This window comes from Dyella mobilis, assembly GCF_016904945.1.
Taxonomy (GTDB): Bacteria; Pseudomonadota; Gammaproteobacteria; order Xanthomonadales; family Rhodanobacteraceae; genus Dyella_B; species Dyella_B mobilis.
This window is the reverse complement of sequence record NZ_JADIKF010000038.1, coordinates 276396-298865: the sequence shown is the minus strand read 5'-3', so window position 1 is coordinate 298865 and position 22470 is coordinate 276396. Positions and strand designations below refer to the sequence as shown.

Sequence of the window (22470 nt, the reverse complement as noted above, 5' to 3'; positions counted from 1 at the left end):
TCCCGCGCAAGCCCCTATGCATCGCGCTGCAATCGCGAAATACTCGGGTATCGCCGCTGCGAGATCCGCCTGATGACTGAGCTGCTTTCCGCCGATGTGCTGGTTTCTCAAACGCTCGATCATGCAGTGACCTTGCCGGCGCGCTTCTATACCGATGCACGCATGGATGCGCTGGATGCCTCGGCCATCTTTGCGCGCAGCTGGCAGCTGGTGTGCCACCAATCGCAACTTTCCGGCATCGGCGACCACGTGGTGACGGAAATCGCCGGCCTGCCTTTGCTGGTGGTGCGCAGCGATGAGGCGACGATTCGCGCCTTTCACAACGTATGCCGGCACCGCGCCGGACCGATCGCCAGCTGCGACGGAAAGGGCGCGCAAAACCTGCGCTGCCGCTACCACGGCTGGACCTACGGCCTGGACGGCGTGCTGCGCGGCGCACCGGAAATGGGCCGCACGCCGGATTTCAATCCGGCGGATATCCGTCTGCCCGAGGTGCGCGTGCACGTCTGGCAGGGGTTGGTGTTCATCGCCATCGGCGAAGCGCCGCCATTCGAGGCGTTCGTTGCCGGTATCGACGAACGCCTTGGGCCGCAGCGCTCGCTGCACGGCTACGAATTTCATCGGCGCATCAGCTACGAGGTGCGTTGCAACTGGAAGGTATACGTGGACAACTACCTGGAGGGTTACCACGTACCGCACATTCATCCCGGCTTGAACAGCCTGCTCGATTACCGCAGCTACATTACCGAAGCCGCCGAGTGGTATTCGTTCCAGTACAGCCCGCTGGAAAGCGCCTCCGACCTGTACGGCAGCGGCGAGGCGCTGTATTACTTCCTGTATCCCAACACCATGCTCAACATCCTGCCCGGGCGACTGCAGACCAATCGCGTGCTGCCGCTTGGCGTGGATCGCTGCCGCGTCGAGTTCGATTTCTATTACGCGCCCGACGGCAGCGAGGAAGCCCAGGCGCGGCGTGCCAAAGACATCGCCTTCAGCGACGAAGTGCAGGACGAAGACGTCACGATCTGCGAAGACGTGCAGCGCGGCCTGGCTTCCGGATCCTATGAAGCGGGGCGGTTGAATCCGTTACGCGAAAATGCCGTACATCACTTTCACGAGATCGTTCGACGCGTCTACCGCCAATCGCTTTCGTGAAAACCTAGCGGTTGCGCAGATGGCGTTCGAACCAATCCAGTTGAAGCGTGACCGCGCGATCGAAGTGGTCGCCTTCATATAGATCGTAGTGAGTGGCCGTTTCTTCCACGTGCAGGGCTTTTTCCGCTGCCGCCGAGGCTTCGTAGAGGGCGATGCCTTGCTCGGGCGGGTTGACCTTGTCCCTGCCCGCAACGATCACCAACGTAGGGCAGGTGACCTGTGCTGCCGTCTCGGCCGGCCGATAACGGAACATCTCCCGCACCGTGAGGAAAGGAATCTTGATGTCCAGCGAGGGGTGATCGGCGCGGTACTTTTCGTAGAAAGCTTTGGACTGCTCGTCGCTGAGCACGCGCGGAAGCGAAACCATGGTCTCCCTGCCGGTGCTTTCTTTTTTTGCCTGCATGCGTTCCAGCGTATCGGCAAAGGCGAGTTTCTCTTCGTGTGACATCGCGCCGGCAACCACCTGTTTGCCATCGGCGAAAGCGAGCTGGCTGACGATGCAACGTATGTCTTCGGTTCGCATCGCCGCACCCATGACGTGCCCGCCGCCCAGCGAGGTACCCCACAGGCCGATGCGCTCGCCATCGAGTTCCTCCCTGGTCCGCACCCAGCGCACCACCTCGAGGATGTCCTCGATCTGCAGCGCGGGAACCAGTCGCCCTGGGTCGCCGCCACTGCGGCCGAAACCGCGGTAATCGAAGGTGACGGCGGCATAGCCGGCGTGCGCGAATGCTTCGGCGAACTGCGGCAGCAGCAGATCCTGCACGCCGCAGAAACCATGGCAAAGTACGACGACCGGATATTTCCCTTCTTTAGCGGGTAGATACACGGTGGCGGCGATAGGCGCTTCGCCGATGGTGTGCTGAACTTTTTGCACGCAGGTCACCCTTGTAGGAAAGTCTCACGATGCGACGAGGTTACGGAGTACGCATGACATTCGCCATCGGATTGTTCCCTCGCCAAGGTCGGATAAGTGCTGACAGGCGCTAGCGTCGAGCGCCCAGTTGCCGCAACACGGTGGCCGAATCGCCGTTGCCTTGCTTCATGACTACCGCCAACGGCGTGTCTCCGTGGATATCCGCGTGATTGGGATCGGCGCCGCGCGCAACCAGCTCGCGCATCATGTCCTGGCGGCCGAACAGTGCGGCGAACGACAACGCGGTTTCGCCGGCGTTGTTGATTTGATCGACGGGGCAGCGCGTAGCCAGCAGTCGCCTTGCGACGACCAGGTTGCCTTTGTACAAGGCACCCATCAAGGCGGTATTGCCGCTGCGGTCCTGCTGGCAGGCATCGGCGCCCGCGCCAAGCAGATAGTCGAGCGCTTCGGGGTGATCGTCGTAGGCGGCGAGAATCGTGGCGGTGTATCCGCTCGAGGTGCGGCTGTCGATGGGATACTGCGCTTCGTGCAGGGCTTGCAGAATATCCACGCGGCCCAGCCGTGCGGCATCGAACCAGGATTGGTCGTAGCGATGCGCATCCACTCGCTGCACCTGGGAAAGCTCGTCGAGTTGACGGCCGTGCAGCTGCATGCGCAACGCGGGTGAGCACAGATAGGCCGCGTAAGTCAAAAGGCTCATCAGCAGCACGCCGGCGATGATCCAGCGACGTGTGCGGGCGATACGGTAAGTCACGTTTAACTCCCTTGAAAAAAAAAGTCCCTGGAGGTTGCCCTCCCGTGCGGCACATCCTTGTGCCACGTGTGCGTGCCTGCACTTGCTCGTTGCGCCGGACTCGACATCCGATCGAGTCCGGCATGGGCGAACCGGGTCGGAACGTGCACCGGTTCGCGCCCACCATCCTTGGTGCTGCCGATCGCATCGAGATCGATGCCGCGATCGACGTGGCGCCCTCTGGGACGCAGCGTCCCTGTCAATCCTGCAATTGCGCGGCGGCCGCCTTTACGCGGGCCACGTCGGCCTTGACCGCTTTGGCCATGCGCGTGCCGTAGTCCGGATCGGCTTTATAGAAATACGACAACATGGCGTACTTGTTCTGGTCATTGGTGACCTGGCCCAAGTCGGCGCTGAGCGCGGTGATCAGGTCCGCTTTCTCCTGCGCAGACAGTGCGCGGTAAAACTCGCCGGCCTGTTCGAAATTGCGCGGATTGGCAATGGCCTTCTGCTGCGTCGTGCCAGACAGCGCCGTTTCCACCAGGCGTGCATCCGGATCTTCCGGAATCTGATGCAGGGTCGACGGTTCATAGTTGACCTCGCCGGTGCGATGGCCGACGTTCATCGCGCCGTCCTGGTCTTCGTTGTGCACCGGCACCAACGGGCGGTTCACCGGAATGCTCTGGAAGTTGGCGCCCAGGCGATACATCTGCGTGTCCGCATAGGCAAACAGGCGGCCTTGCAACATGCGGTCGGCCGACGCTTCGATGCCGGGCACCATGCGCGAAGGAGCCATGGCCACTTCTTCGGTGGTTTCGAAGAAGTTGTCCGGCACGCGGTTGAGCGTCATGGTGCCGATCTTCTCTTCCGGAATGCCCGGCCAGACCTTGGTGTCGTCCAGCACGTTGAAGTCATAGCGGGCCAGGTCCTTGGCATCCAGCACCTGGATATACAGGTCCCACTTGGGATACTCGCCGGCCTTGATCGCGCCGTACAAATCGTTGGTGTAGTGGTTCCAGTCCTTGGCGATCGAGGCGGGCACTTCCTGCGGACGCAAGCTGTGCAGGCCCTGCTGGCTCGCCCAGTGGAATTTGACGAAGTGCACCTCGCCCCTGGCATTGACCAGCTTGAACGCATGCACGCCGAAGCCGTCCATGTGGCGATAGGAGTCGGGCATGCCTTCCCAGGAATACAGGCGCGTCAGCACGGCGGTGGCTTCCGGCGCATGCGCGAAAAAGTCGAACGCCAGGTTGGGATCCTGCACGCCCGTTACCGCGCTGGGCTTGTTGGCGTGCACGAAGTCGGGGAACTTGATCGCATCGCGAATGAAAAAGATCGGGATGTTGTTGCCGACCAGATCCCAATTGCCTTCCTGGGTGTAGAACTTGGTGGCGAAGCCGCGCGGATCGCGGGCCTGTTCGGGTGAGCCGCGGAAGTTCATCACGGTGGAAAAGCGCACGAACACCGGGGTGTCGGTGCCGGGCGTAAATACCTTGGCCTTGCTCAGCGCGGAGATGTCCGCCGTGGGCGTGAACACGCCGAAAGCACCGGTGCCGCGCGCATGCACCACGCGTTCGGGAATGCGTTCGCGGTCGAAGCGCTGCAGTTTTTCGATCAGGTGCGAATCCTGCAGCAACACCGGGCCGTCGGGGCCGGCCGTTTGCGAGTTCTGGTTGTCGCCCACCGGTGCGCCGGCATCGGTGGTCAGGCGTTCCTGTGCGCTGACCGCCAAGGCGGTACTCAGGCTTAGCGCAAGCAGTATCGACTTCCTTGCGAGGCTCGTTGTCGTTTTCATGAAATCTCCTGGTGATGAAATGAGTGCGCAGCGGCACCTCCATTAGCGACGGCCGGTCGTGCGACCGTCTAATAGATTGTTCGCATCACGCTGATAGAAGGTTTCAATGCCGCGAGTGCACCCATGCCGGCAAAGCGCGTCGTGGCGCGGTTCGCGTCTCGCGTCGTGGGCGGTAAGTAGGCATTCGCCCACAGGCTTGAAGGGCGATGGCCTAGCCGCTTTTAGGGCGATTCGAGGATCGATAGGCTGCGTTTATCAAAGCCATCCCGACAATCGATTGGCTCTTTCCTGTCAAGGCCTCTATCTTTAGACCCATCATCCACCACCAAAGCGGAAGTTACCGATGTCGCTGATCAACACTGAAATCAAACCGTTCAAGGCCACCGCTTACAAGGACGGCAAGTTCATCGAAGTCACCGATGCCACCCTGAAGGGCAAGTGGTCCGTGGTGGTGTTCTACCCGGCTGATTTCACCTTCGTGTGCCCGACCGAGCTGGAAGACCTGGCTGATCATTACGCCGAATTCCAGAAGCTGGGCGTGGAGATCTACGGCGTCTCGACCGATACGCATTTCTCGCACAAGGCCTGGCACGACACCTCCGACGCGATCAAGAAAGTGAACTACCCGCTGGTCGGCGACCCCACCGGCACCATCACCCGCAACTTCGAAGTGATGATCGAAGAAGAGGGCTTGGCGCTGCGCGGCACCTTCGTGATCAATCCGGAAGGCCAGATCAAGCTGTGCGAAATCCACGACAACGGCATCGGCCGTGACGCTTCGGAGCTGCTGCGCAAGGTCAAGGCTGCCCAGTACGTCGCTTCCCACCCGGGCGAAGTGTGCCCGGCCAAGTGGAAGGAAGGCGCCACCACCCTGAAGCCGTCGCTCGAACTGGTCGGCAAGATCTAATCCCTCGCTTCGCCTTGCGGTTCGTGTCCATTGCCGAACCGCACCGGGCCTGCTCCCACCCGGGCAGGCCCACCTTATCCCCGAGTCGTCGCCGTCATTCGCTCTGAGCGGATGCGGCGGCGCTCACCCCCAAGCTTTCAAAGGAGACATCGCCATGTTGGATAACGACTTGAAAACCCAGCTCAAGGCCTATCTGGAAAAGGTGGTGCATCCGATCGAGCTGGTGGCTTCGCTCGACGACGGCGCTTCGTCGCGGGAACTGCTTTCACTGCTCGAGGACATCGCCTCGCTGAGCGAGCGCGTCTCGCTTCGCCAGAACGGCAATGATGCGCGCAAACCCTCGTTCGCCATCAACCGCCTGGGCACCGACGTGAGCGTGCGCTTCGCCGGCATTCCGATGGGTCACGAATTCACCTCGCTGGTGCTGGCCCTGCTGCAGGTCGGCGGCCATCCGCCGAAGGTGTCGCAGGAAGTGATCGAGCAGGTGCGTCAGCTGGAAGGCGAGTACGTGTTCGAGACCTTCATGTCGCTGTCCTGCCACAGCTGCCCCGACACGGTGCAGGCGCTTAACCTGATGAGCGTGCTCAATCCCAACATCAAGCACGTGGCGATCGACGGCGCGCTGTTCCAGGACGAAGTGGAGCGGCGCCAGGTGATGGCCGTGCCCACCGTGTTCCTCAACGGCGAAACGTTCGACCAGGGCCGCATGACGATCGAACAGATCGCCGCGCGCCTGGATACCGGCGCCGCCCAGCGTGCGGCCGAAAAAATCCAGGCCAAGCCGGCCTTCGACGTGCTGGTGGTCGGCGGTGGCCCGGCCGGTGCCGCCGCGGCGATCTATGCCGCGCGCAAAGGCATCCGCACCGGCGTGGCGGCGGAACGCTTCGGCGGCCAGGTGCTGGACACCATGGCCATCGAGAACTTCATCTCCGTGCCATACACGGAAGGCCCGAAACTGGCGACGGCGCTGGAGCAGCACGTGCACGAATACGACGTGGACGTGATGAACCTGCAACGCGCCGAGCAACTGATTCCGGCCGACGAGCCCGGCGGCCTGATCGAAGTGAAGCTGGTCGGCGGCGCTTCGCTGAAAGCCAAGACCGTGGTGCTGTCCACCGGCGCGCGCTGGCGCAACGTGAACGTGCCGGGCGAGCAGGAGTACCGCAACAAAGGTGTTACTTATTGCCCCCACTGCGACGGCCCGCTGTTCAAGGGCAAGCGCGTGGCGGTGATCGGCGGCGGCAATTCCGGCGTGGAAGCGGCGATCGACCTGGCCGGCATCGTCGGCCACGTCACCCTGCTGGAATTCGACGGCAAGCTGCGCGCCGACGAAGTGCTGCAACGCAAGTTGCGCAGTCTGTCCAATGTCAGCGTGATCGTCAGTGCGCAAACGACCGAAGTGCTGGGCGACGGCCAGAAAGTCACCGGCCTGGCCTACACCGACCGCCACGGCGGCGGCAGTCATCGCGTCGAGCTGGAAGGCATCTTCGTGCAGATCGGTTTGCTGCCGAACACCGAATGGCTGAAGGGTGCGGTGAAGCTTTCCCCGCGCGGCGAAATCGAAGTTGATGCACGCGGCGAAACGTCGGTGCCGGGCGTGTTCGCCGCCGGCGACGTCACCACCGTGCCGTACAAGCAGATCGTGATTGCGATGGGCGAGGGCGCGAAGGCATCGTTGAGCGCCTTCGACTATCTGATTCGCCTGCCGGTGGAAGAGAAAGAAGCCATTGCTGCATGAGATGGCGCCGTGCCCGGCAAAGCTCGGGCACGGCATGGTCGAACCAAGCCGCCTTACGGGCGGCTTTTTTTTGCCCACGCAGCCCCCATGTCCGCCGAATGCACCCGTTCGGCGCTGCATTCCTCGTGGGAAGGAGGGCGGCGGAAAGGGTTCGACGATTCACTGCCTCGGCCTCAGGGAGCCATGCCGGCATGTATGTGAACAGACTCAAGCGACTGATGATTGGCTTCGGTGCGTGCATGGCCCTGGTGCTTGCGCAGGTGGCCCAAGCCGACACGGCCAGTCCGGCAAAGCCGCTGAACCTGCTGATCGTCGGCAACAGCCTGGTCTATACGAACAACCTGCCGTCGATTTTGACTTTCCTGGCCCAATCCAGAGGGCTGACCGTCGACCTGTTCGCCAAGAGCGGCGGAGCGTTGTCCGACTACGTGAAGGACGGGCGCCTGCAGGCGGTGATCCGCAGCCACGCCTATGACGCGGTGATCATCCAGGAGCGCGGCGGCGACGACATCTGCGTTTCTTATCCGCAGCTGTCGGATACGCCCTCGTGCAAGAACGCCGTCCAGGCGCATGAAATCATCGCCAACTGGGCCAGGGAAGCGGGAGCAACGCCTTATTATCTGGGGACGTATCAGGCGACCGATGAAAGCAGCCGGACGCTGGTCAAGAGCGAGAAGGTGATGGCGCAAAAGATGGGCGCCCGCTACATCGAGATATCCAACACGTTCAATGCGCTGAGCGCCAGGCACAAGTCGTGGGCGTGGTTCGGCAAGAACATGCATCCCGGTTACCCGTTATCCACGTTGATGGCGATCAGGATTTACCAAGCCGTGTACGGGGCCTACCCGTCGCCGGCGGATGTCTGCCTTGATGCCAATCTGTTCGGCCCGGGCGAGGATATCGACGGCTATCTCGACCACGGATATCTGAATTACAAGACCGCCCCTAAGAATTGCCTGGTCGGCAAGACTCAAATGGCCGACATGATCGGATTGATCAAGCAAGCCGAAAAGTAGCCTGACGATTCGCGCGGGCGAACGCGTTCACGAGGGCCGGGAACCGCCAAGACTTCCCGGCAAACCAGCGACGAGGTGAAACCGATGACCAGCCCAGAACCACGCATCCCCGGACCCGACCACCCGATCACCATCGAGCCGAATCCCGAACGCATCGTGGTTCGCGTAGCCGGGCAGGTCATTGCCGATACCTCGGCCGCGCTGACGTTGCGCGAAGCTTCCTATCCGCCGGTGCAATACATCCCGCGTCGCGACGTGAATGTGGCGTTGCTCGTGCGCAGCCATCACGTCACCCATTGTCCTTACAAGGGCGAGTGTTCTTACTACAGCATTCCTATCGGCGGGCAGCGCTCGGTCAATGCGGTCTGGAGTTATGAGCACCCTTACCCGGCGGTAAGCGACATCGAGCAATACCTGGCGTTCTATCCGGATCGCGTGGATTCGATCACTCACGCGTAAGTTCGCCTGAACCTATTTCTTCCGCCGAAGGTGTAGCCTATGGCCCTGATTTTCGTAGGAGACCGGCCATGAGCGACGAGCCCGATCTTGAAGGCATAAGCACCTACGAAGGGCCGGCCGGTGGATGGGGCGCCTTGCGCGCGGTGGCGCGCGCCTTGGCCGGACAAATGTCGGTGGGCCGCGATACCCTCGCGCTCACCCGCGTCAACCAGCCGCACGGTTTCGACTGCCCGGGTTGCGCCTGGCCCGATCCCAAGCACACCAGTTCCTTCGAATTCTGCGAGAACGGCGCCAAGGCAGTGTCGTGGGAAGCGACCGGCAAGCGCGTGCGCCCGGAATTTTTCGCCGCCAATCCGGTGTCGGCGCTGTGGAAGATGAGCGACTACGCACTGGAAGGCCTGGGTCGCCTCACGCATCCCATGGCGTACGATGCGGCGACCGATACCTATGTTGCGATTGCGTGGGACGAAGCCATGCGCCGTATCGGCGCGGCCCTGAATGCGTTGCCCACGCCGGATGCCGCGGAGTTTTACACCTCCGGCCGCGCGTCGAACGAAGCGGCATTCCTGTATCAGGTATTCGTACGCGAGTTCGGTTCGAACAACTTCCCCGATTGCTCCAACATGTGCCACGAGGCCACCAGCGTCGGCCTGCCGCAATCCATCGGCGTGGGCAAGGGCACGGTGACGCTGGAAGATTTCGATCACTGCGACGCGCTGTTCTGCATCGGCCACAATCCCGGCACCAACCATCCGCGCATGCTCTCTACATTGCGCGAAGTAGCCAAGCGCGGCGTGCCGATCGTTGCCATCAATCCGTTGCCCGAGCGCGGGCTGGAGCGGTTCACCTCGCCGCAGGACCCGCTGGAAATGGTGACCGGCAGCGCCACGCCGCTCGCATCCACTTATTACAAGATCAAATGCGGCGGCGACGACGCCATGCTCAAGGGCATGATGAAGTGGCTGCTGGAGCTGGATGCCGGCGATCTTTCGCATGGCGGCAAGGGCCTGCTGGATCGCGATTTCATTGCCGAGCACACGGTCGGCTTCGAGGATCTGCTGGCGGATATCCAGGCAACGAGCTGGGATGCCATCACGGCCACGTCGGGACTGTCGCGCGATGAAATCATCCACATCGCGGAGATCTACGCCAAAGCCGAGCGCGTGATCGTGTGCTACGGCATGGGCATCACCCAGCATGCGCACGGTACGCAGAACGTGCAGCAGATCGCCAACCTGCTGATGCTGCGCGGAAACATGGGCAAGCCCGGCGCCGGCATCTGTCCGTTGCGTGGGCATTCCAACGTGCAGGGCAACCGCACCGTCGGCATCACCGAAAAGCCGGACGACCGGCTCGTTGCAGGCATCGAAAAAGCGTTCGGCTTCACCTTCCCCAAGAAGCACGGCCACGATGCGGTGGCGGCGGTGCGCGCGATCCGCGACGGCCAATCCAAGGCACTGGTCTGCCTGGGCGGCAATCTCGCCGTGGCGATGCCCGACCCCGAAGCCACCTTCGATGCCATGCGCAAGCTCGATCTCGCCGTGCACGTGGCGACCAAGCTCAACCGCTCGCACCTGATCACCGCCAAACAGTCTTTCATTCTTCCCTGCCTTGGCCGCACCGAACTGGACGTGCAGGCCGATGGCACGCAATCGGTTACCGTCGAGGACTCCATGTCGATGGTGCACGCCTCCGAAGGCGGCCTGGAGCCGGCGTCGGAGCATCTGCGCTCCGAGCCGTGGATCGTCGCCCAGATGGCCAAGGCGACCTTGCCCGGCACGCGCGTGGACTGGGACAACCTGGTTGCCAACTACGATCGCATCCGCGACAAGATCGAAGTGGTGTATCCCATCTTCGCCAACTACAACGAGCGCGTGCGCCAGCCGGGCGGCTTCCGCCTGTTTGTCGGCGCTTCCGAGCGCAAGTGGCTGACGCCGGACGGCAAGGCGCATTTCCTGGTCGGTCGAGGCATCGACGAAGATCCGCTGCTCGATGGCGATCACCTCACCCTGACCACCATTCGCTCGCACGACCAGTACAACACCACCATCTACAGCCTCAACGACCGCTACCGCGGCATCAGCGGCCGGCGCGACGTGGTGTTCATCCACGCCGACGACCTCGCTGCCAAGGGGCTGAGCCATGGCGACCGCATCGATATCGAAGTGGTGGGGCCCAATGCGGTCGACAGCCGCGGGCAGGTTCGCGCGGTGCGCGGCTTCACCGCCGTGGCCTATCCGATCGCGCAGGGCACCGTCGCGATGTATTACCCCGAAGGCAATTGCCTGGTGAGCCTGGATAGCCACGACGAGCAATCCGGCACGCCTTGTTACAAGTCGGTGCCCGTTACGCTGAAAGCGGCTGCAGCGGCCTAGGGCCCTAGGAAAACCGGCACTCAGCCGGGTGCCGGACCTCGTTTATGCTCCACCCCGCGGCGACAAACGCCGTACCACGAAGCGGTACGGCGCAGAGACAGGTAGAGTCGCGCCAAAACAAAATGATTGCCTTGGAGTGGCTCGATGCGCTGCACGGGATGGCTGGTTTCGCTCGTTGTGCTCATGACTGTTTTTGCGACGGGCCGTCTGCTCGCGGCGCAGCCTGCGCCTGCCCAGCCGATCACGCTCGGCCCCGCCACCATGGCACTGAACGGCCCTTGGCGATTCTCGGTTGGCGACGACCCTGCATGGGCCGCGGCGGACTTCGATGACAGTGGCTGGGAATCGGTCGATCTCACGCCCGCTCCCGGTGCGCACGATGGCGATGTGGGCTTGCCCGGCTACGTGCCCGGCTGGAGCAAGCGCGGCCACGCCGGCTACACCGGTTACGCCTGGTACCGCTTGCGCATCACCGTCGACAGCGATGCGCCACTCGCGCTGGCCGGCCCTACCGACGTCGACAGCACCTATCAGCTTTACGTGGATGGCAGGCGACTGGGCGGGCCGGGTGTGTTTTTCGGCACGACACCGACGGTGTACAGCGTGCAGCCACGTGTCTATCGGCTGCCGGCAGCGTCGAGCGGGACGCATACCTATGTGATTGCCTTGCGTGTGTGGATGGATCCTCTCGATGCGGCTGACGATGGCGGCGGCATCCACGTAGCGCCGACCATAGGCCGCCTCGACGACATTAACCAGCTGTATCAAGTGCAATGGCTGCAGACCTTCAAAGGCTACGTGGTCGATGCCGTCGAACCCATCGCCTTCGTATCGCTGGCGATCCTGGCACTCGTGCTGATGGCCTGCCGCCGCGGCGAGGGCTATGGCTGGCTGGCCGCGGCACTGCTTTGCACCGCATGGCTGCGCTCCAACCAGGTGTTCTTTTTCTGGACGCAGCTGGAGAGCTTGCGCGTTTACGACGTCATGACGGCGGTGCTGTTCGTACCGCTCACCTTCGCCACCTGGACACTCGCGTGGCGGGACTGGTGGCGGCTGGAGGATCATCGCTGGGTGCCGATGCGGCACGTCATCCTCGTGCTGCTGCTGATTCACGTGGCAGCTGCGTTGGTCGGCCGACCCTGGTTTGCCCTGGAAGCGAGCCACGGCTTGAAGACGGCTGCCGACGTGCTGGTACAGGGCGTGCGCCTCGTCTACGCCGTGATTTATCTGTGGATGATCGGCCTTGCCTTGGCCGAACACCCCAAGCCTTCCAACCTATTGTCGGCGTTGGCTGCGATATTGATCGGCATGGGCCTGTTCGCTTCGGAGCTCAGTGCCATCGGCCTGCAAGGCATCTGGTTTCCCTGGGGGACCGGCGTGTCGCGCACGCAATATGCGTACGCCGCGTTCATCGTGCTGCTTTTCGCGTTGCTGCTGACGCGCTTCCTGCGTTACGCGAAGCTTTGGCAACGCTGAAGCCGCTTCATCACGGCAGCGGGCTGTCGCGCCCCAGTTTTTCCTGCACAAAGGCGATGAAACTTTGCAGCTTGGGCGGCAGGCTGCGGTCCGGCAGATGCACGAGGTGCACCGGCCAGGTGGGCGCCGGCCAATCGGGAAACAGGCGCACCAGATGGCCGGCGTCCAGGTCATCCTGCAAGATCATTTGCGGTTGAAGAATGATGCCCAGCCCCGCCAGCGCCGCTTCGCGCAGCGCCAGGACGCCATTCACGTCGAGTGCGCCGCACGTCGGCACGCATTCCTCACCGCTGCCGTCGGGCCGAGGAAAACGCCAGCGGCGTTCCGGCCCGGACGGAAGCGCCAATGCCAGGCAGTTGTGTCGTGCAAGTTCGGCAGGTGTTCGCGGCGTCCCGTGGCGCGCGAGATAGGCAGGCGAGGCACAGGCAATCCGTGGGGACGGACGCAGCGGGCGGGCGATCAGGCCGGAATCGGGCAGCACGCCAACGCGGATCGCCGCATCAAAGCCTTCCACCGCCAGATCGACATAGCGATCTTCGAGCGACAAGTCGACCTGCACCTCCGGATACCGATCGAGATAGCCGGCCATTACCGGCACCAGCGCGCGCGTGCCGTAGGCTATCGGGCAGCTGATGCGCAGACGTCCGCGCGGGCTGGCCTGCATCTCGCGCGCATCGAGCTCGGCCGAATCGACCAGGGCCAGAATCTCCAGGCAGCGCGCGTGATAGCGCTTGCCCAGCTCGGTCAGGCTCTGGCTGCGGGTGGTGCGATGGAGCAAGCGGCCTTTCAGGCGCCGCTCCAGTTCGCGGATGTGGTTGCCGACCATGGTCGGCGTCATGCCGCTTCCTTCGGCCGCCGCCGCAAAGCTGCCGCGTTCCACCACGCGCACAAATATCGCCATGCTGGTGAAGCGATCCATTCGTAATTTCCGCTTATGAGTAAGTGAAGAAATCGCGCGTTTATCCAGCGTACGTAACGAATGATAGTGGCGGTCTCTCCACAACGGGACATCCACGTGAACACTGCCGCCTATTCGCTTAAGCAACAGCGGGTCGTTTTGCTGGGGGGTACTTCGGGTATCGGGTTGGCCACCGCACGGGCTGCGCAGCACGCCGGCGCGCGGGTGGTCGTCGTTTCCTCGCGCCGTGAGCGGGTAGAGCAGGCGCTGGCCTTGCTCGGCGAAGGTGCCGAAGGCCACGCGCTGGATGCCGCCGACGAAACCGCCGTGGAAAGCATGTTCAAGCAGCTCGGGCCCTTTGACCACCTGGTTTACAGCGCGGGCGAATCGCTGCAATTGGGCGCGCTTGCAGAAACGCCGCTATCGACGGCGCGCAAGTTCTTCGACGTGCGCCTGTTCGGCGCGATGGCCGCCGTGAAATACGCAACGCCGCAGCTGCGGCCCGGCGGTTCCATCGTGCTGACCGGCGGCATTGCCGCCGTGCGACCGAAAAAAGGCTGGACCGTGGCGGCGACGATCTGCGGCGGCATGGAAAGCTTGACCCGCGCCCTGGCGGTGGAACTGGCGCCGCTGCGCGTCAACCTGGTGTCTCCGGGACTCGTGCGTACCCCGATGTGGGAAGGCATGCCCGAAGCCGAACGCGAAGCCACCTATGCCAGCTACGGGGCCGCACTTCCGGTGGGGCGTGTGGGCGATGCCGAAGACGTCGCGCAGACGTATCTGCACTTGATGACCAATCGATATGCCACCGGGCAGGTCGTTGTGGTGGATGGTGGCAGCGTGCTGGTTTGATAGGTGCCTGCACCCGTCTTGGCTGGAGGAGAGGTGTGAATCATGGTTGACATGATGATAACCATGGTTAACACTGCACTTCATGGAGATAGTTAAGAGCAGGACGTTCGACCGCTGACTGCGGGAGCTCAGGGATCGTCATGCGAAAGCGCGAATCCAGATGCGCATTGATCGTCTGAAGCTTGGAAATCCAGGCCAGCATCGGCAACTGGTTGGCGGCATCAGCGAAATGAAGATCGATTGCGGCCCTGGCTACCGGATCTATTACGCGATACGTGGTGAAACGCTGGTCATCTTGTTGTGCGGTGGCGATAAAAGTTCCCAGCAGGCTGACATAGCCGATGCCATGCGTATCGCACGTGCTTGGAGAAGTTAACCTTGGCCACGAAAATAAAAGAAACGTTCAGTCGCTACGATACGGCCGATTACCTCCATGGCGAGGAAGATATCGCGGCCTATCTGGAAGCTTGCTCTGAACAGAATGATCCCGCGTTGATGGCTGCCGCACTGGGTGCAGTAGCGAGGGCGCGCAACATGAGCCAGCTTGCGCGTGATACGGGCCTCACGCGCGAAGGTTTGTACAAGGCCTTGTCGGCGGACGGCAATCCGAGCCTGGCAACGGCGATGAAGGTGGCCAACGCGCTTGGGTATCAGTTGAAGCTGGTCCCGTTGACGTCGTGACGCTGGCGTTCGGCAGCACCGCCGCGCAACTGACGGTCAAGCGGATTGCGCTGCCTGCATCCGCCGATGGCGCTGCCGGTAGAACATCAAGCCGATACCGATCAGCAACCCCGATCCGCCGATCACCTTGAGCAGGAACAGCGCCGGATGAGGATCGTCCGCCGGCGGGATCATCGCCGTGGCGATTGCCAGCAGGGTCACTGCAAAACCGGTAAGCCCTGCCACCCAACTGCCGACGTTGCCCAGCGGCACGAGATTCACGCCCTGGTTGCGTCCCTTCGCACGATGGCGCAGCAACGGAAATGCCAGCAGGATGTAGGACAAGGGCAGCAGCGACATGATCACCGTCATGTCGATCAGGATGATGTAGGCCTCGTGGATGGTGGAGCCCGACAATGCCGCCAGCAGCATCAGCGACGTCAGCACGCCCTGGGTGATCAGCGCCACGTGCGGCGTATCGTGCTTGGGATGCAGTTGTCCCAGCGCGGGCGGCAGATAGCGGTCGACGCCGACGACGAACGGCAGGCGCGCGGTGCCGGTGACCCAGGCGGCAATCGTGCCGATCGAACCCATGGTGACCAGCAAGGCGGTGATCGGGCCGAACACCGGCAGGCCGATGCGGTCTCCGATCGCCGACAAGGCCTGCGGAATGCCGCCGATCACGTCGATGGTCGAAGCCGGCAACGCGATCAGCAGCGAAGCGGTGCCGGCGATGTAGACCGCCGCAATCACCCCGCAGGAAATCAGCGTGGCGCGCGGAATGCGCCGCTCCGGCTCGCGGATTTCACCGCCGAGTATCGGTCCCAGTTCCAACCCCTGGAACGCGAGTGCGATGGTGGCAAAGGTCGTAAACGTGGCGAGCTTGCCGAAATCGGGCCACACGTTGTGCGCGGTGATGTGGGTGGCCGGCCCGAAGCGATACATCGCGATGGCGCCGCCGGCCAGAATCAGCACACCGGCCGACCAAGTCGCGGCGCCGCCGATGTTCTGCAGCCATTTCGCGCGTTCCAGGCCGAGGATGCTCAACCACGTGGCCGCCCACAACACGCCCAGGCAATACACCAGGTTGTAGCCGCCGTCGTTGGCGTGCGCCGTCCAGTGCGCGCCGCCCACGTGCAAAAAGATGCCCGCGCTGAACAACAGCATCGAAGGAAAGTAGGCGAGATTGGAAACCCAATAGGTCCAGCCGACGATAAAGCCGTGCAGATCGCCGAACGCTGCCTTCGACCACAGGTAAAGGCCGCCTTCGCCCGGTACGCGCGAACTCAGTTCCAGCACCGCCAGCGCCAGCGGCAGGAAGAAGCACACCAGCCCCAGCAACCACAGCACCAGGCTGGAAGGCCCGACCTGCGCCGCCACCGAAAGCCAGCGCAGGGCGATGATGGCGGCGATATTGAACAGCACCAGGTCCCACGTGCCCAGCACGCGGCGCAGGCCCGGCTCGCTCTCCGCCATGGGTGTAGCCGCCATCGTTTGCTCTCCCCGGGCAGGACGATTGCTGGTGCTCAGGATACGGCGTCTTGCGAATAAGCCGACTGTTTGCCGAGGTGCTCCGGCGTGCCGGCGGCAGCCGGGTGCCGGCCGATCTGCCGCAAGGGCAGCCCGGCCATCAGATTGCACTCGATCTGTTCCAGCGTTGCACCTTTGGTCTCCGGTACCAGCCAGAACGTGAGCACGATGAACACCGCGTTGAAGGCTGCGTACAGCCAGAACGTCTGCGCCTCGCCAATGCCGTTGAGCAGCGGCAGAAAGGAAATGCCGACCAGCCAATTGGCCACCCAGTTGGTGAAGGTGGAGCAGCCGATACCGAAGTCGCGGCCCTTGAGCGGCTGGATTTCCGAGCACAGCGTCCAGATCAGCGGACCGGCCGACATCGCGAAGCCGACGATGAAGATCAGCAGCATGCCCACGGTAAAGAACTGCTGGCCCTGCGTGTGGATGCCCGCGTGCATCATGGTGCCGACCACGCCGAGGCCCAGCGTCATCACCACGAAGCCGATGTACAGGATCGGCTTGCGCCCCAGCTTGTCGACCAGACCGATCGCGATGAAGGTGGCCAGCACGTTGACCAGGCCGACGATGGCGGTAAACCACATCTGCGATTCGGTGTCATAGCCCATGCCCTGGAAGATGCGCGGCGCGTAATACATCACCACGTTCATGCCGGTGAGCTGCTGCATCACCTGCAACAGCACGCCCAATCCCACCGAGCGGCGGAAGTTCGCATTCTGGAAGAACATCAGCACGCCGCGTTGCGGCGTCTTCAGCTGCTCGCGGATTTCGCCGATCTCGCGGGCGATCGCATCATTGCTGCCGAGCAGCTTGTGCAGCACCTGCTCGGCCTCCGGCTGGCGGTTGCGCATCATCAGCCAGCGCGGGCTTTCCGGCAGGAAGAACACGCCGAGCAGGAACAGCGCACCGGGAACGGCGATCACACCCAGCATCCAGCGCCAGTTGCCCGAGTAGCTGAAGGCCGTGTCGGACAGGAAGGCGACCAGGATGCCGATGGTGATCATCAACTGATACAGCGAAATCATCGCGCCACGAATCGATTCCGGCGCGATCTCGGCCAGGTACAGCGGCGCGGTGAAGCTGGCCAGGCCGATCGCCACGCCAAGCACGATGCGCCCTGCGATCAGCACATCGGGCGACCAGGCCGCACCGCACAGCGCCGACCCGCCGACAAACAGCACCGCACCGAGAATCAGCGTGCGCTTGCGGCCAAGCTGGCTGGACAGCCAGCCGGCCACCAGTGCGCCCAGCGCGGCACCGAGCATCATGATGCTCACGATCAAGCCGATGGTGTTGTCGCCGATGCCGAAATCCTTCTGGATGAACTGCTGCGCGCCGGAGATCACGCCGATGTCCAGGCCGAACATCAACCCGGCCAGCGCGGCGAGAATGCAGGTGAACACCGCGGTGGCGCGGGACGATTTGTGTGGAGATGTCGCAACAGCATTCATTGGGAAAATCCTGCAGGCAGCGGGTGGTGATGGATGATGCTGATGGCGGTCACGGGCATCGTAGGAACGTGACATCCATCAGAAGAAAGATCAGGGGCAGGTTGGTTTTCCGGCAAACCGCGGCTCGGCCAGCCCGCGCACCGGCACCCGAGTATGAAACAGCGCGCCGGCATCGGGCTCATCCGCCAGCTGCGCCGCAGACAGGCCGTCGCGCGCACTGGTGACATAAAGCGTATCCAGGTGCGGGCCGCCCAGCGCCGGGCGGGTCGGTTGCGTTGCAGATAGCGGCAACGTGTCGCGCACCGAACCATCCGGCGCATAGCGGATCACCCGGCCGGTGCCCCACTGCGCGTTCCACAACGCACCCTCGGCATCCACGCACGAGCCATCCGGTTCGCCGGTGGCGTCGTCCAGCTGCGCAAACAGATGCGCTTCGCCCAGCGTGTCGTCATAAGCGCACTGCAGGATGCGGCGCGACAGCGAATCGCAGAAATACATCGTGGAACCATCCGGGCTGAAGGCGATGCTGTTGCTGATCGCCACTTTCGGCAGCGCCAGCTGCTCCAGGCGCAGATCGGCGTGCAGCCGCCAGAAACTGCCTACGGCCTGCTTCGCGCCGGTCACCGGTTCGTGCAGGGTGCCGAACACAAAGCGGCCCTGCCGGTCGCAGGCCCCGTCGTTGCTGCGCGTGGGAAGGTCGGGCTCCACCTCGTGCAGGGTTTGCAGATAACCGTCGGACAAGCGAAAGAATGCCAGCCGCGAGGCGAGCGCCAGCAGCAGCCAGCCGTCGTCTTCGCATAGCGCGAAGGAAGCGAGCCGCTCCGGCATCGGCCATTGCTCCAGCTTGCCGCTGGCGGGCGCCATGCGATAAAGCGTGGCGCGCTGGATGTCGGTCCAATAAAGCGCCTGCGCGCGTTCGCACCAGACGATGCCCTCGCCCAGCACGTTGCCGGCATCCAGCAGCACGTCCAGCGCGGCGCTCATACCCAGCCGCCGTCGACGATGAAATCCTGTCCGGTACACATGCGGCTGTCGTCGGCAGCCAGGAACAGCGCGGCGCGCGCCAGATCTTCGGCCATCAGGAAACCGGGCAGGCATTGCACGCGCTCAATTTCTTCGCGGCCGGCGTCGTCCAGCCACAGCCGCGCCTGCTTCTCGGTGATCACCCAGCCCGGCACCAGGCTGTTGATGCGAATTTTCTGTTTGCCCAGCTCGCGCGCCATGCCGTTGACGAAACCGTGCACCGCGGCCTTGGCCATCGCGTACAGCGGATAGCCGCCGTTCTTTTTCATCCAGCCGGTGGAGCCCAGGCAGATGATCGAGCCGCCGCCGAGCCGTTGCATATCCGCAATCACCGCCTGGGTGGCGAAGACCTGGTGGCGCAGATTCACCGCCACGTTGCGTTCGAACGCCGTTGCATCCATCTGGGCCAACTGATGGCGGGCATCGTTGGCCGCGTTGTTGACCAGCACGCCGATCGGCCCGATCTGCTTGCGCGCCTCCACGATGGCCGCCTGCAACGCAGCCAGGTCGGTGAGGTCGCAATGCAGGTAGCTGGGCGCGTATCGCGCGTCGCCGAGCGATGCGCACAGGGCGACGGCGCTCGTATCGTCCACGTCCAGAAAAGCCACGCGTGCGCCTTGTCGCGCGAAGTGTTCGACGAAGGCCGCGCCGATGCCGCTGGCACCGCCGGTGATCAGCACGCTGCGGTCGACCAGGCTGGGGTAGGTTGCGAACGAAGACATCAGCGGGCTCCGGAATCAGGCAATGAGGCGGCGGCGATGCTCACCATTCGGCCACGCTGCCATCATCGTGCCGCCACAGCGGATTGCGCCAGCGATGGCCGACTTCGGCCCGCTCGGCGACGTAGTCTTCGTTGATCTGGATGCCCAGGCCGGGGCCTTCCGGAATCGTGACGTAACCGTTTTCGTAGGCAAAAACCTTGCGATCGGAAACGTAGTCGAGCAGGTCGTTGGAAGCGTTGTAGTGAATGCCCAGCCCCTGTTCCTGGATGAAGGCGTTGTGGCACACCGCATCCAGTTGCAGGTTTGCCGCCAGCGCGATCGGGCCCAGCGGGCAGTGCAGGGCCAGGGCCACGTCGTAGGCCTCGGCCATCGCGGCGATCTTGCGCGTTTCGGTAATGCCGCCAGCGTGCGAAGGATCGGGCTGAATGATGTCCACGCCGCCGGTTTCCAGCACGCGCTTGAAGTCGTAGCGCGAATACAGGCGTTCGCCCAGCGCGATCGGTGCAACGCCCAGCGAAGCCAGCTCGGGGATCGCTTCCAGGTGTTCGGACAGCACCGGCTCCTCGATGAACATCAGCTTGTACGGCGCCAGCTCGCGCATCAGCACTTTGGCCATCGGCTTGTGCACGCGGCCGTGGAAATCCACGCCCAGGCCCACGTGCGGACCGACCGCCTCGCGCACCGCCTGCACGTTTTCCAGCACGCGATCGACCTTGGCGTGGCTGTCGACGAAATGCATTTCCTCGGTGCCGTTCATTTTTACCGCGGTAAAGCCGCGCTCGACCGCAGCCTTGGCCGCACGCGCGGTGTCGGCCGGGCGATCGCCGCCGATCCACGAATACACGCGAATGCGCTGGCGCACCGGGCCGCCCAGGAGCTCGTGCACCGGCACGCCAAGGTGCTTGCCCTTGATGTCCCACAGCGCCTGATCGATACCGGCGATCGCACTCATCAGGATCGGGCCGCCGCGATAGAAGCCGCCGCGGTACATCACATTCCAGTGATCCTCGATGTGGCGCGGATCCTTGCCGATCAGGTAATCGGAGAGTTCTTCCACGGCGGCGGCCACGGTATGCGCGCGGCCTTCCACCACCGGCTCGCCCCATCCGCTGATGCCGGCATCCGTGTCAATGCGCAGGAACAGCCAGCGCGGTGGCACCAGAAAAGTGGTGAGTCGGGTGATCTTCATGCACTACGTTCCTTCGAGGGTGGGGAAACCGCGTTCCAGGCCTGGGCAAAGGCGCGGGCGCGTTGGGAGATTTGGGCGAGATCGATGCCGGGCGCGTACAGCGCCGAACCGATGCCGAAGCCTTGCGCACCGGCGGCAATCCACGGTGCCATGGTGTTGGGCGTAATGCCGCCGACCGGCAACACCGGCACGTCTTTGGGCAACACCGCGCGCCAGGCTTTCAGGCCTTCGGGCGAGATCTGGTCGGCCGGGAACAGTTTCAGTCCGTCCGCGCCCGCGGCCAGTGCGGCGAACGCTTCGGTCGGCGTCACCACGCCGGGCACGCATAGCAGGCCGGCCTGCTTGGCGGCGCGAATCACGCTGGTGTCGGCGTGCGGCATCACGATCAGGCGTCCGCCCGCGTCGGCCACCTGTTGCACCTGCTCGGCGGTCATCACCGTGCCGGCACCGACCAGGAATCCGTCGCCCAGCGATTGCGCGAGCCGCTGGATGCTTTCCATCGGCTGCGGCGAGTTGAGCGGTACTTCCAGCACGCGGAAGCCGGCATCGGCCAGCGCCCTGCCGATGGCGACGCTCTCGCTGGGCAGGATGCCGCGCAGGATCGCGACCAGGGGCAGGGGATGCAGCCAGGGTTTCAGCATGACGATGTTTCCTTGGATGCCGCGAACGGCCCGGCGTCGACCAGGCCTGCGTCGCAGGCAATGTGCCAGAGTCCGTGCGCCGCGGCGTCGGCGATGGGTTGGGCGAGCTCGAGATCGAACAACAGCGCGGCCGCGCGATAACGCTCGCACAGTGCGGCATCGCCGATCAGCTGGATCGCGGCATCTTGGCGGAACCGCTGCGTGGCAAGGCCGCTGCGCAGTTCCTCGCCGATCAGCAGGCCGGAGAGATATTCCGGCACCGAGGCAGCTGCCAGTGCGCCATCGAGCATCGAGGCGCGCGCGGAGAACAATCGGCTCAGCGCGCCGGCGGCGCCGCTGTCGCGTGCCACCACCACGCCGCGCGCAAACGCATCCGGATCGCTCGCTTCGCCGTCGATGCCGGCGGCAAGTATCGAATGCTGGCGCAGCACGGCGAACAACTCGCCAGTCATCAGCGTGCAGAAATCGGTGATCGCACCCTGGCGCACGCTGACCCATTTGCTGTGCGTGCCGGGCATGATCCAGCTGGAGTATTCGGCCAGCGCCGGCTGCGTGGCGAAGGCACCGATCAGCTGGGTTTCCTCGCCGCGCATCACGTCCGGCCCAAGCGGATTGCGCAGGCCGGCGACGATGTGCACATCCATGCCGTCGTCGGCGCGGACGCTGCGCAAAGCGCGCGCCAATTGTGTGCGCGTGGCAGGAACATCCAGGTACGGCACTTCCAGCCAGCCCTGGCGGCTGCCGACCATGCCGCAAGCCAGTCGCGGCAAGCGCGGCCATCCGGCGGTGATGTCGATCAGTGCGCCCTGGAAACCGCCTTCGGGCAGATGGCGGATACCCCACGCATGCGCACGCGTGTCGCAGATCTTGCCGGCCTGCAGCCAGTAGGCGCGCAGGCTGGAAGTACCCCAGTCCAGTGCGATCAGGCCGCTCACGTCAGCAGGTGCTCCGATAGGGTGGATGGGCGATG

At 63.6% G+C, this 22470-nt stretch carries 21 protein-coding genes; 10 read left to right on the top strand and 11 right to left on the bottom strand.

The genetic code is table 11. The features are described from left to right. Window positions 1–72: 72 nt before the first annotated feature. Entirely contained in the window at window positions 73–1155 is a 1083-nt protein-coding gene (locus tag ISS99_RS09005) for an aromatic ring-hydroxylating oxygenase subunit alpha (protein WP_204631277.1), read from the top strand. Window positions 1156–1159: 4 nt separating this feature from the next. On the opposite strand, the gene uilS is transcribed toward ISS99_RS09005, so the two are convergent. The 3 genes from uilS to ISS99_RS08990 form a co-directional block, all read right to left on the bottom strand. Beyond that, window positions 1160–2032: a UilS family quorum-quenching N-acyl-homoserine lactonase gene (uilS, locus tag ISS99_RS09000; RefSeq protein ID WP_204631276.1), complete on the bottom strand. Its 873-nt coding sequence runs from the start codon at window positions 2030–2032 to the stop codon at window positions 1160–1162. 109 nt (window positions 2033–2141) lie between these two features. Next, the gene (locus tag ISS99_RS08995; RefSeq protein ID WP_204631275.1) at window positions 2142–2786 is read right to left on the bottom strand and encodes an ankyrin repeat domain-containing protein; all 645 of its coding nucleotides are present in this window, start codon (window positions 2784–2786) and stop codon (window positions 2142–2144) included. A gap of 238 nt (window positions 2787–3024) precedes the next feature. Then, window positions 3025–4527, bottom strand: coding sequence for a catalase (locus ISS99_RS08990; protein ID WP_284343776.1), 1503 nt, complete (start codon window positions 4525–4527; stop codon window positions 3025–3027). 376 nt (window positions 4528–4903) lie between these two features. Here ISS99_RS08990 and ahpC point away from each other — a divergent pair, with 376 nt between their 5' ends. The 6 genes from ahpC (at window position 4904) to ISS99_RS08960 (ending at window position 12531) form a co-directional block, all read left to right on the top strand. Further along, complete coding sequence (gene ahpC, locus ISS99_RS08985; protein WP_204631273.1) at window positions 4904–5467, top strand: alkyl hydroperoxide reductase subunit C; 564 nt, start codon at window positions 4904–4906, stop codon at window positions 5465–5467. Window positions 5468–5621: 154 nt separating this feature from the next. Continuing rightward, window positions 5622–7205: an alkyl hydroperoxide reductase subunit F gene (gene ahpF, locus ISS99_RS08980; RefSeq protein ID WP_204631272.1), complete on the top strand. Its 1584-nt coding sequence runs from the start codon at window positions 5622–5624 to the stop codon at window positions 7203–7205. A gap of 191 nt (window positions 7206–7396) precedes the next feature. After that, complete coding sequence (locus ISS99_RS08975) at window positions 7397–8221, top strand: SGNH/GDSL hydrolase family protein (RefSeq protein WP_204631271.1); 825 nt, start codon at window positions 7397–7399, stop codon at window positions 8219–8221. 84 nt (window positions 8222–8305) lie between these two features. Further along, entirely contained in the window at window positions 8306–8680 is a 375-nt protein-coding gene (locus tag ISS99_RS08970; protein ID WP_204631270.1) for a DUF427 domain-containing protein, read from the top strand. Window positions 8681–8748: 68 nt separating this feature from the next. Next, window positions 8749–11055: an FdhF/YdeP family oxidoreductase gene (locus ISS99_RS08965; RefSeq protein WP_204631269.1), complete on the top strand. Its 2307-nt coding sequence runs from the start codon at window positions 8749–8751 to the stop codon at window positions 11053–11055. 183 nt (window positions 11056–11238) lie between these two features. Continuing rightward, entirely contained in the window at window positions 11239–12531 is a 1293-nt protein-coding gene (locus ISS99_RS08960; RefSeq protein ID WP_204631268.1) for a glycoside hydrolase family 2, read from the top strand. Between the two features lie 10 nt (window positions 12532–12541). On the opposite strand, the gene ISS99_RS08955 is transcribed toward ISS99_RS08960, so the two are convergent. Beyond that, complete coding sequence (locus tag ISS99_RS08955) at window positions 12542–13450, bottom strand: LysR family transcriptional regulator (protein WP_204631267.1); 909 nt, start codon at window positions 13448–13450, stop codon at window positions 12542–12544. Between the two features lie 96 nt (window positions 13451–13546). On the opposite strand from ISS99_RS08955, the gene ISS99_RS08950 reads away from it, so the two are divergent. The 3 genes from ISS99_RS08950 to ISS99_RS08940 all read left to right on the top strand — a co-directional run bounded on the left by ISS99_RS08950 (window position 13547) and on the right by ISS99_RS08940 (window position 14962). Continuing rightward, window positions 13547–14281, top strand: a complete 735-nt coding sequence (locus tag ISS99_RS08950) for an SDR family oxidoreductase (RefSeq protein ID WP_204631266.1) — start codon at window positions 13547–13549, stop codon at window positions 14279–14281. Between the two features lie 118 nt (window positions 14282–14399). Then, window positions 14400–14657 carry a type II toxin-antitoxin system RelE/ParE family toxin gene (locus ISS99_RS08945; protein ID WP_239537857.1) on the top strand — a complete coding sequence of 86 codons (258 nt, stop codon included), beginning with the start codon at window positions 14400–14402 and terminating at the stop codon, window positions 14655–14657. 2 nt (window positions 14658–14659) lie between these two features. Then, a complete protein-coding gene (locus ISS99_RS08940) occupies window positions 14660–14962 on the top strand; it encodes an addiction module antidote protein (protein WP_239537812.1) in 303 nt (100 codons plus the stop codon). Between the two features lie 36 nt (window positions 14963–14998). Here ISS99_RS08940 and ISS99_RS08935 read toward each other — a convergent pair whose 3' ends face one another. The 7 genes from ISS99_RS08935 to ISS99_RS08905 all read right to left on the bottom strand — a co-directional run bounded on the left by ISS99_RS08935 (window position 14999) and on the right by ISS99_RS08905 (window position 22435). Continuing rightward, a complete protein-coding gene (locus tag ISS99_RS08935; RefSeq protein ID WP_204631265.1) occupies window positions 14999–16432 on the bottom strand; it encodes an APC family permease in 1434 nt (477 codons plus the stop codon). A gap of 35 nt (window positions 16433–16467) precedes the next feature. Continuing rightward, window positions 16468–17925, bottom strand: a complete 1458-nt coding sequence (locus tag ISS99_RS08930; RefSeq protein WP_204631264.1) for a sugar porter family MFS transporter — start codon at window positions 17923–17925, stop codon at window positions 16468–16470. Window positions 17926–18015: 90 nt separating this feature from the next. Beyond that, complete coding sequence (locus ISS99_RS08925) at window positions 18016–18909, bottom strand: SMP-30/gluconolactonase/LRE family protein (RefSeq protein ID WP_204631263.1); 894 nt, start codon at window positions 18907–18909, stop codon at window positions 18016–18018. Continuing rightward, window positions 18906–19670 carry an SDR family NAD(P)-dependent oxidoreductase gene (locus ISS99_RS08920; protein WP_204631262.1) on the bottom strand — a complete coding sequence of 255 codons (765 nt, stop codon included), beginning with the start codon at window positions 19668–19670 and terminating at the stop codon, window positions 18906–18908. Before ISS99_RS08920 ends, ISS99_RS08925 begins: the two co-directional genes overlap by 4 nt. A 40-nt stretch (window positions 19671–19710) precedes the next feature. Further along, a complete protein-coding gene (gene dgoD, locus ISS99_RS08915) occupies window positions 19711–20859 on the bottom strand; it encodes a galactonate dehydratase (protein ID WP_204631261.1) in 1149 nt (382 codons plus the stop codon). After that, a complete protein-coding gene (locus ISS99_RS08910; protein WP_204631260.1) occupies window positions 20856–21500 on the bottom strand; it encodes a 2-dehydro-3-deoxy-6-phosphogalactonate aldolase in 645 nt (214 codons plus the stop codon). Before ISS99_RS08910 ends, dgoD begins: the two co-directional genes overlap by 4 nt. Beyond that, window positions 21494–22435 carry a 2-dehydro-3-deoxygalactonokinase gene (locus tag ISS99_RS08905; protein WP_204631259.1) on the bottom strand — a complete coding sequence of 314 codons (942 nt, stop codon included), beginning with the start codon at window positions 22433–22435 and terminating at the stop codon, window positions 21494–21496. Before ISS99_RS08905 ends, ISS99_RS08910 begins: the two co-directional genes overlap by 7 nt. Window positions 22436–22470 lie beyond the last annotated feature (35 nt).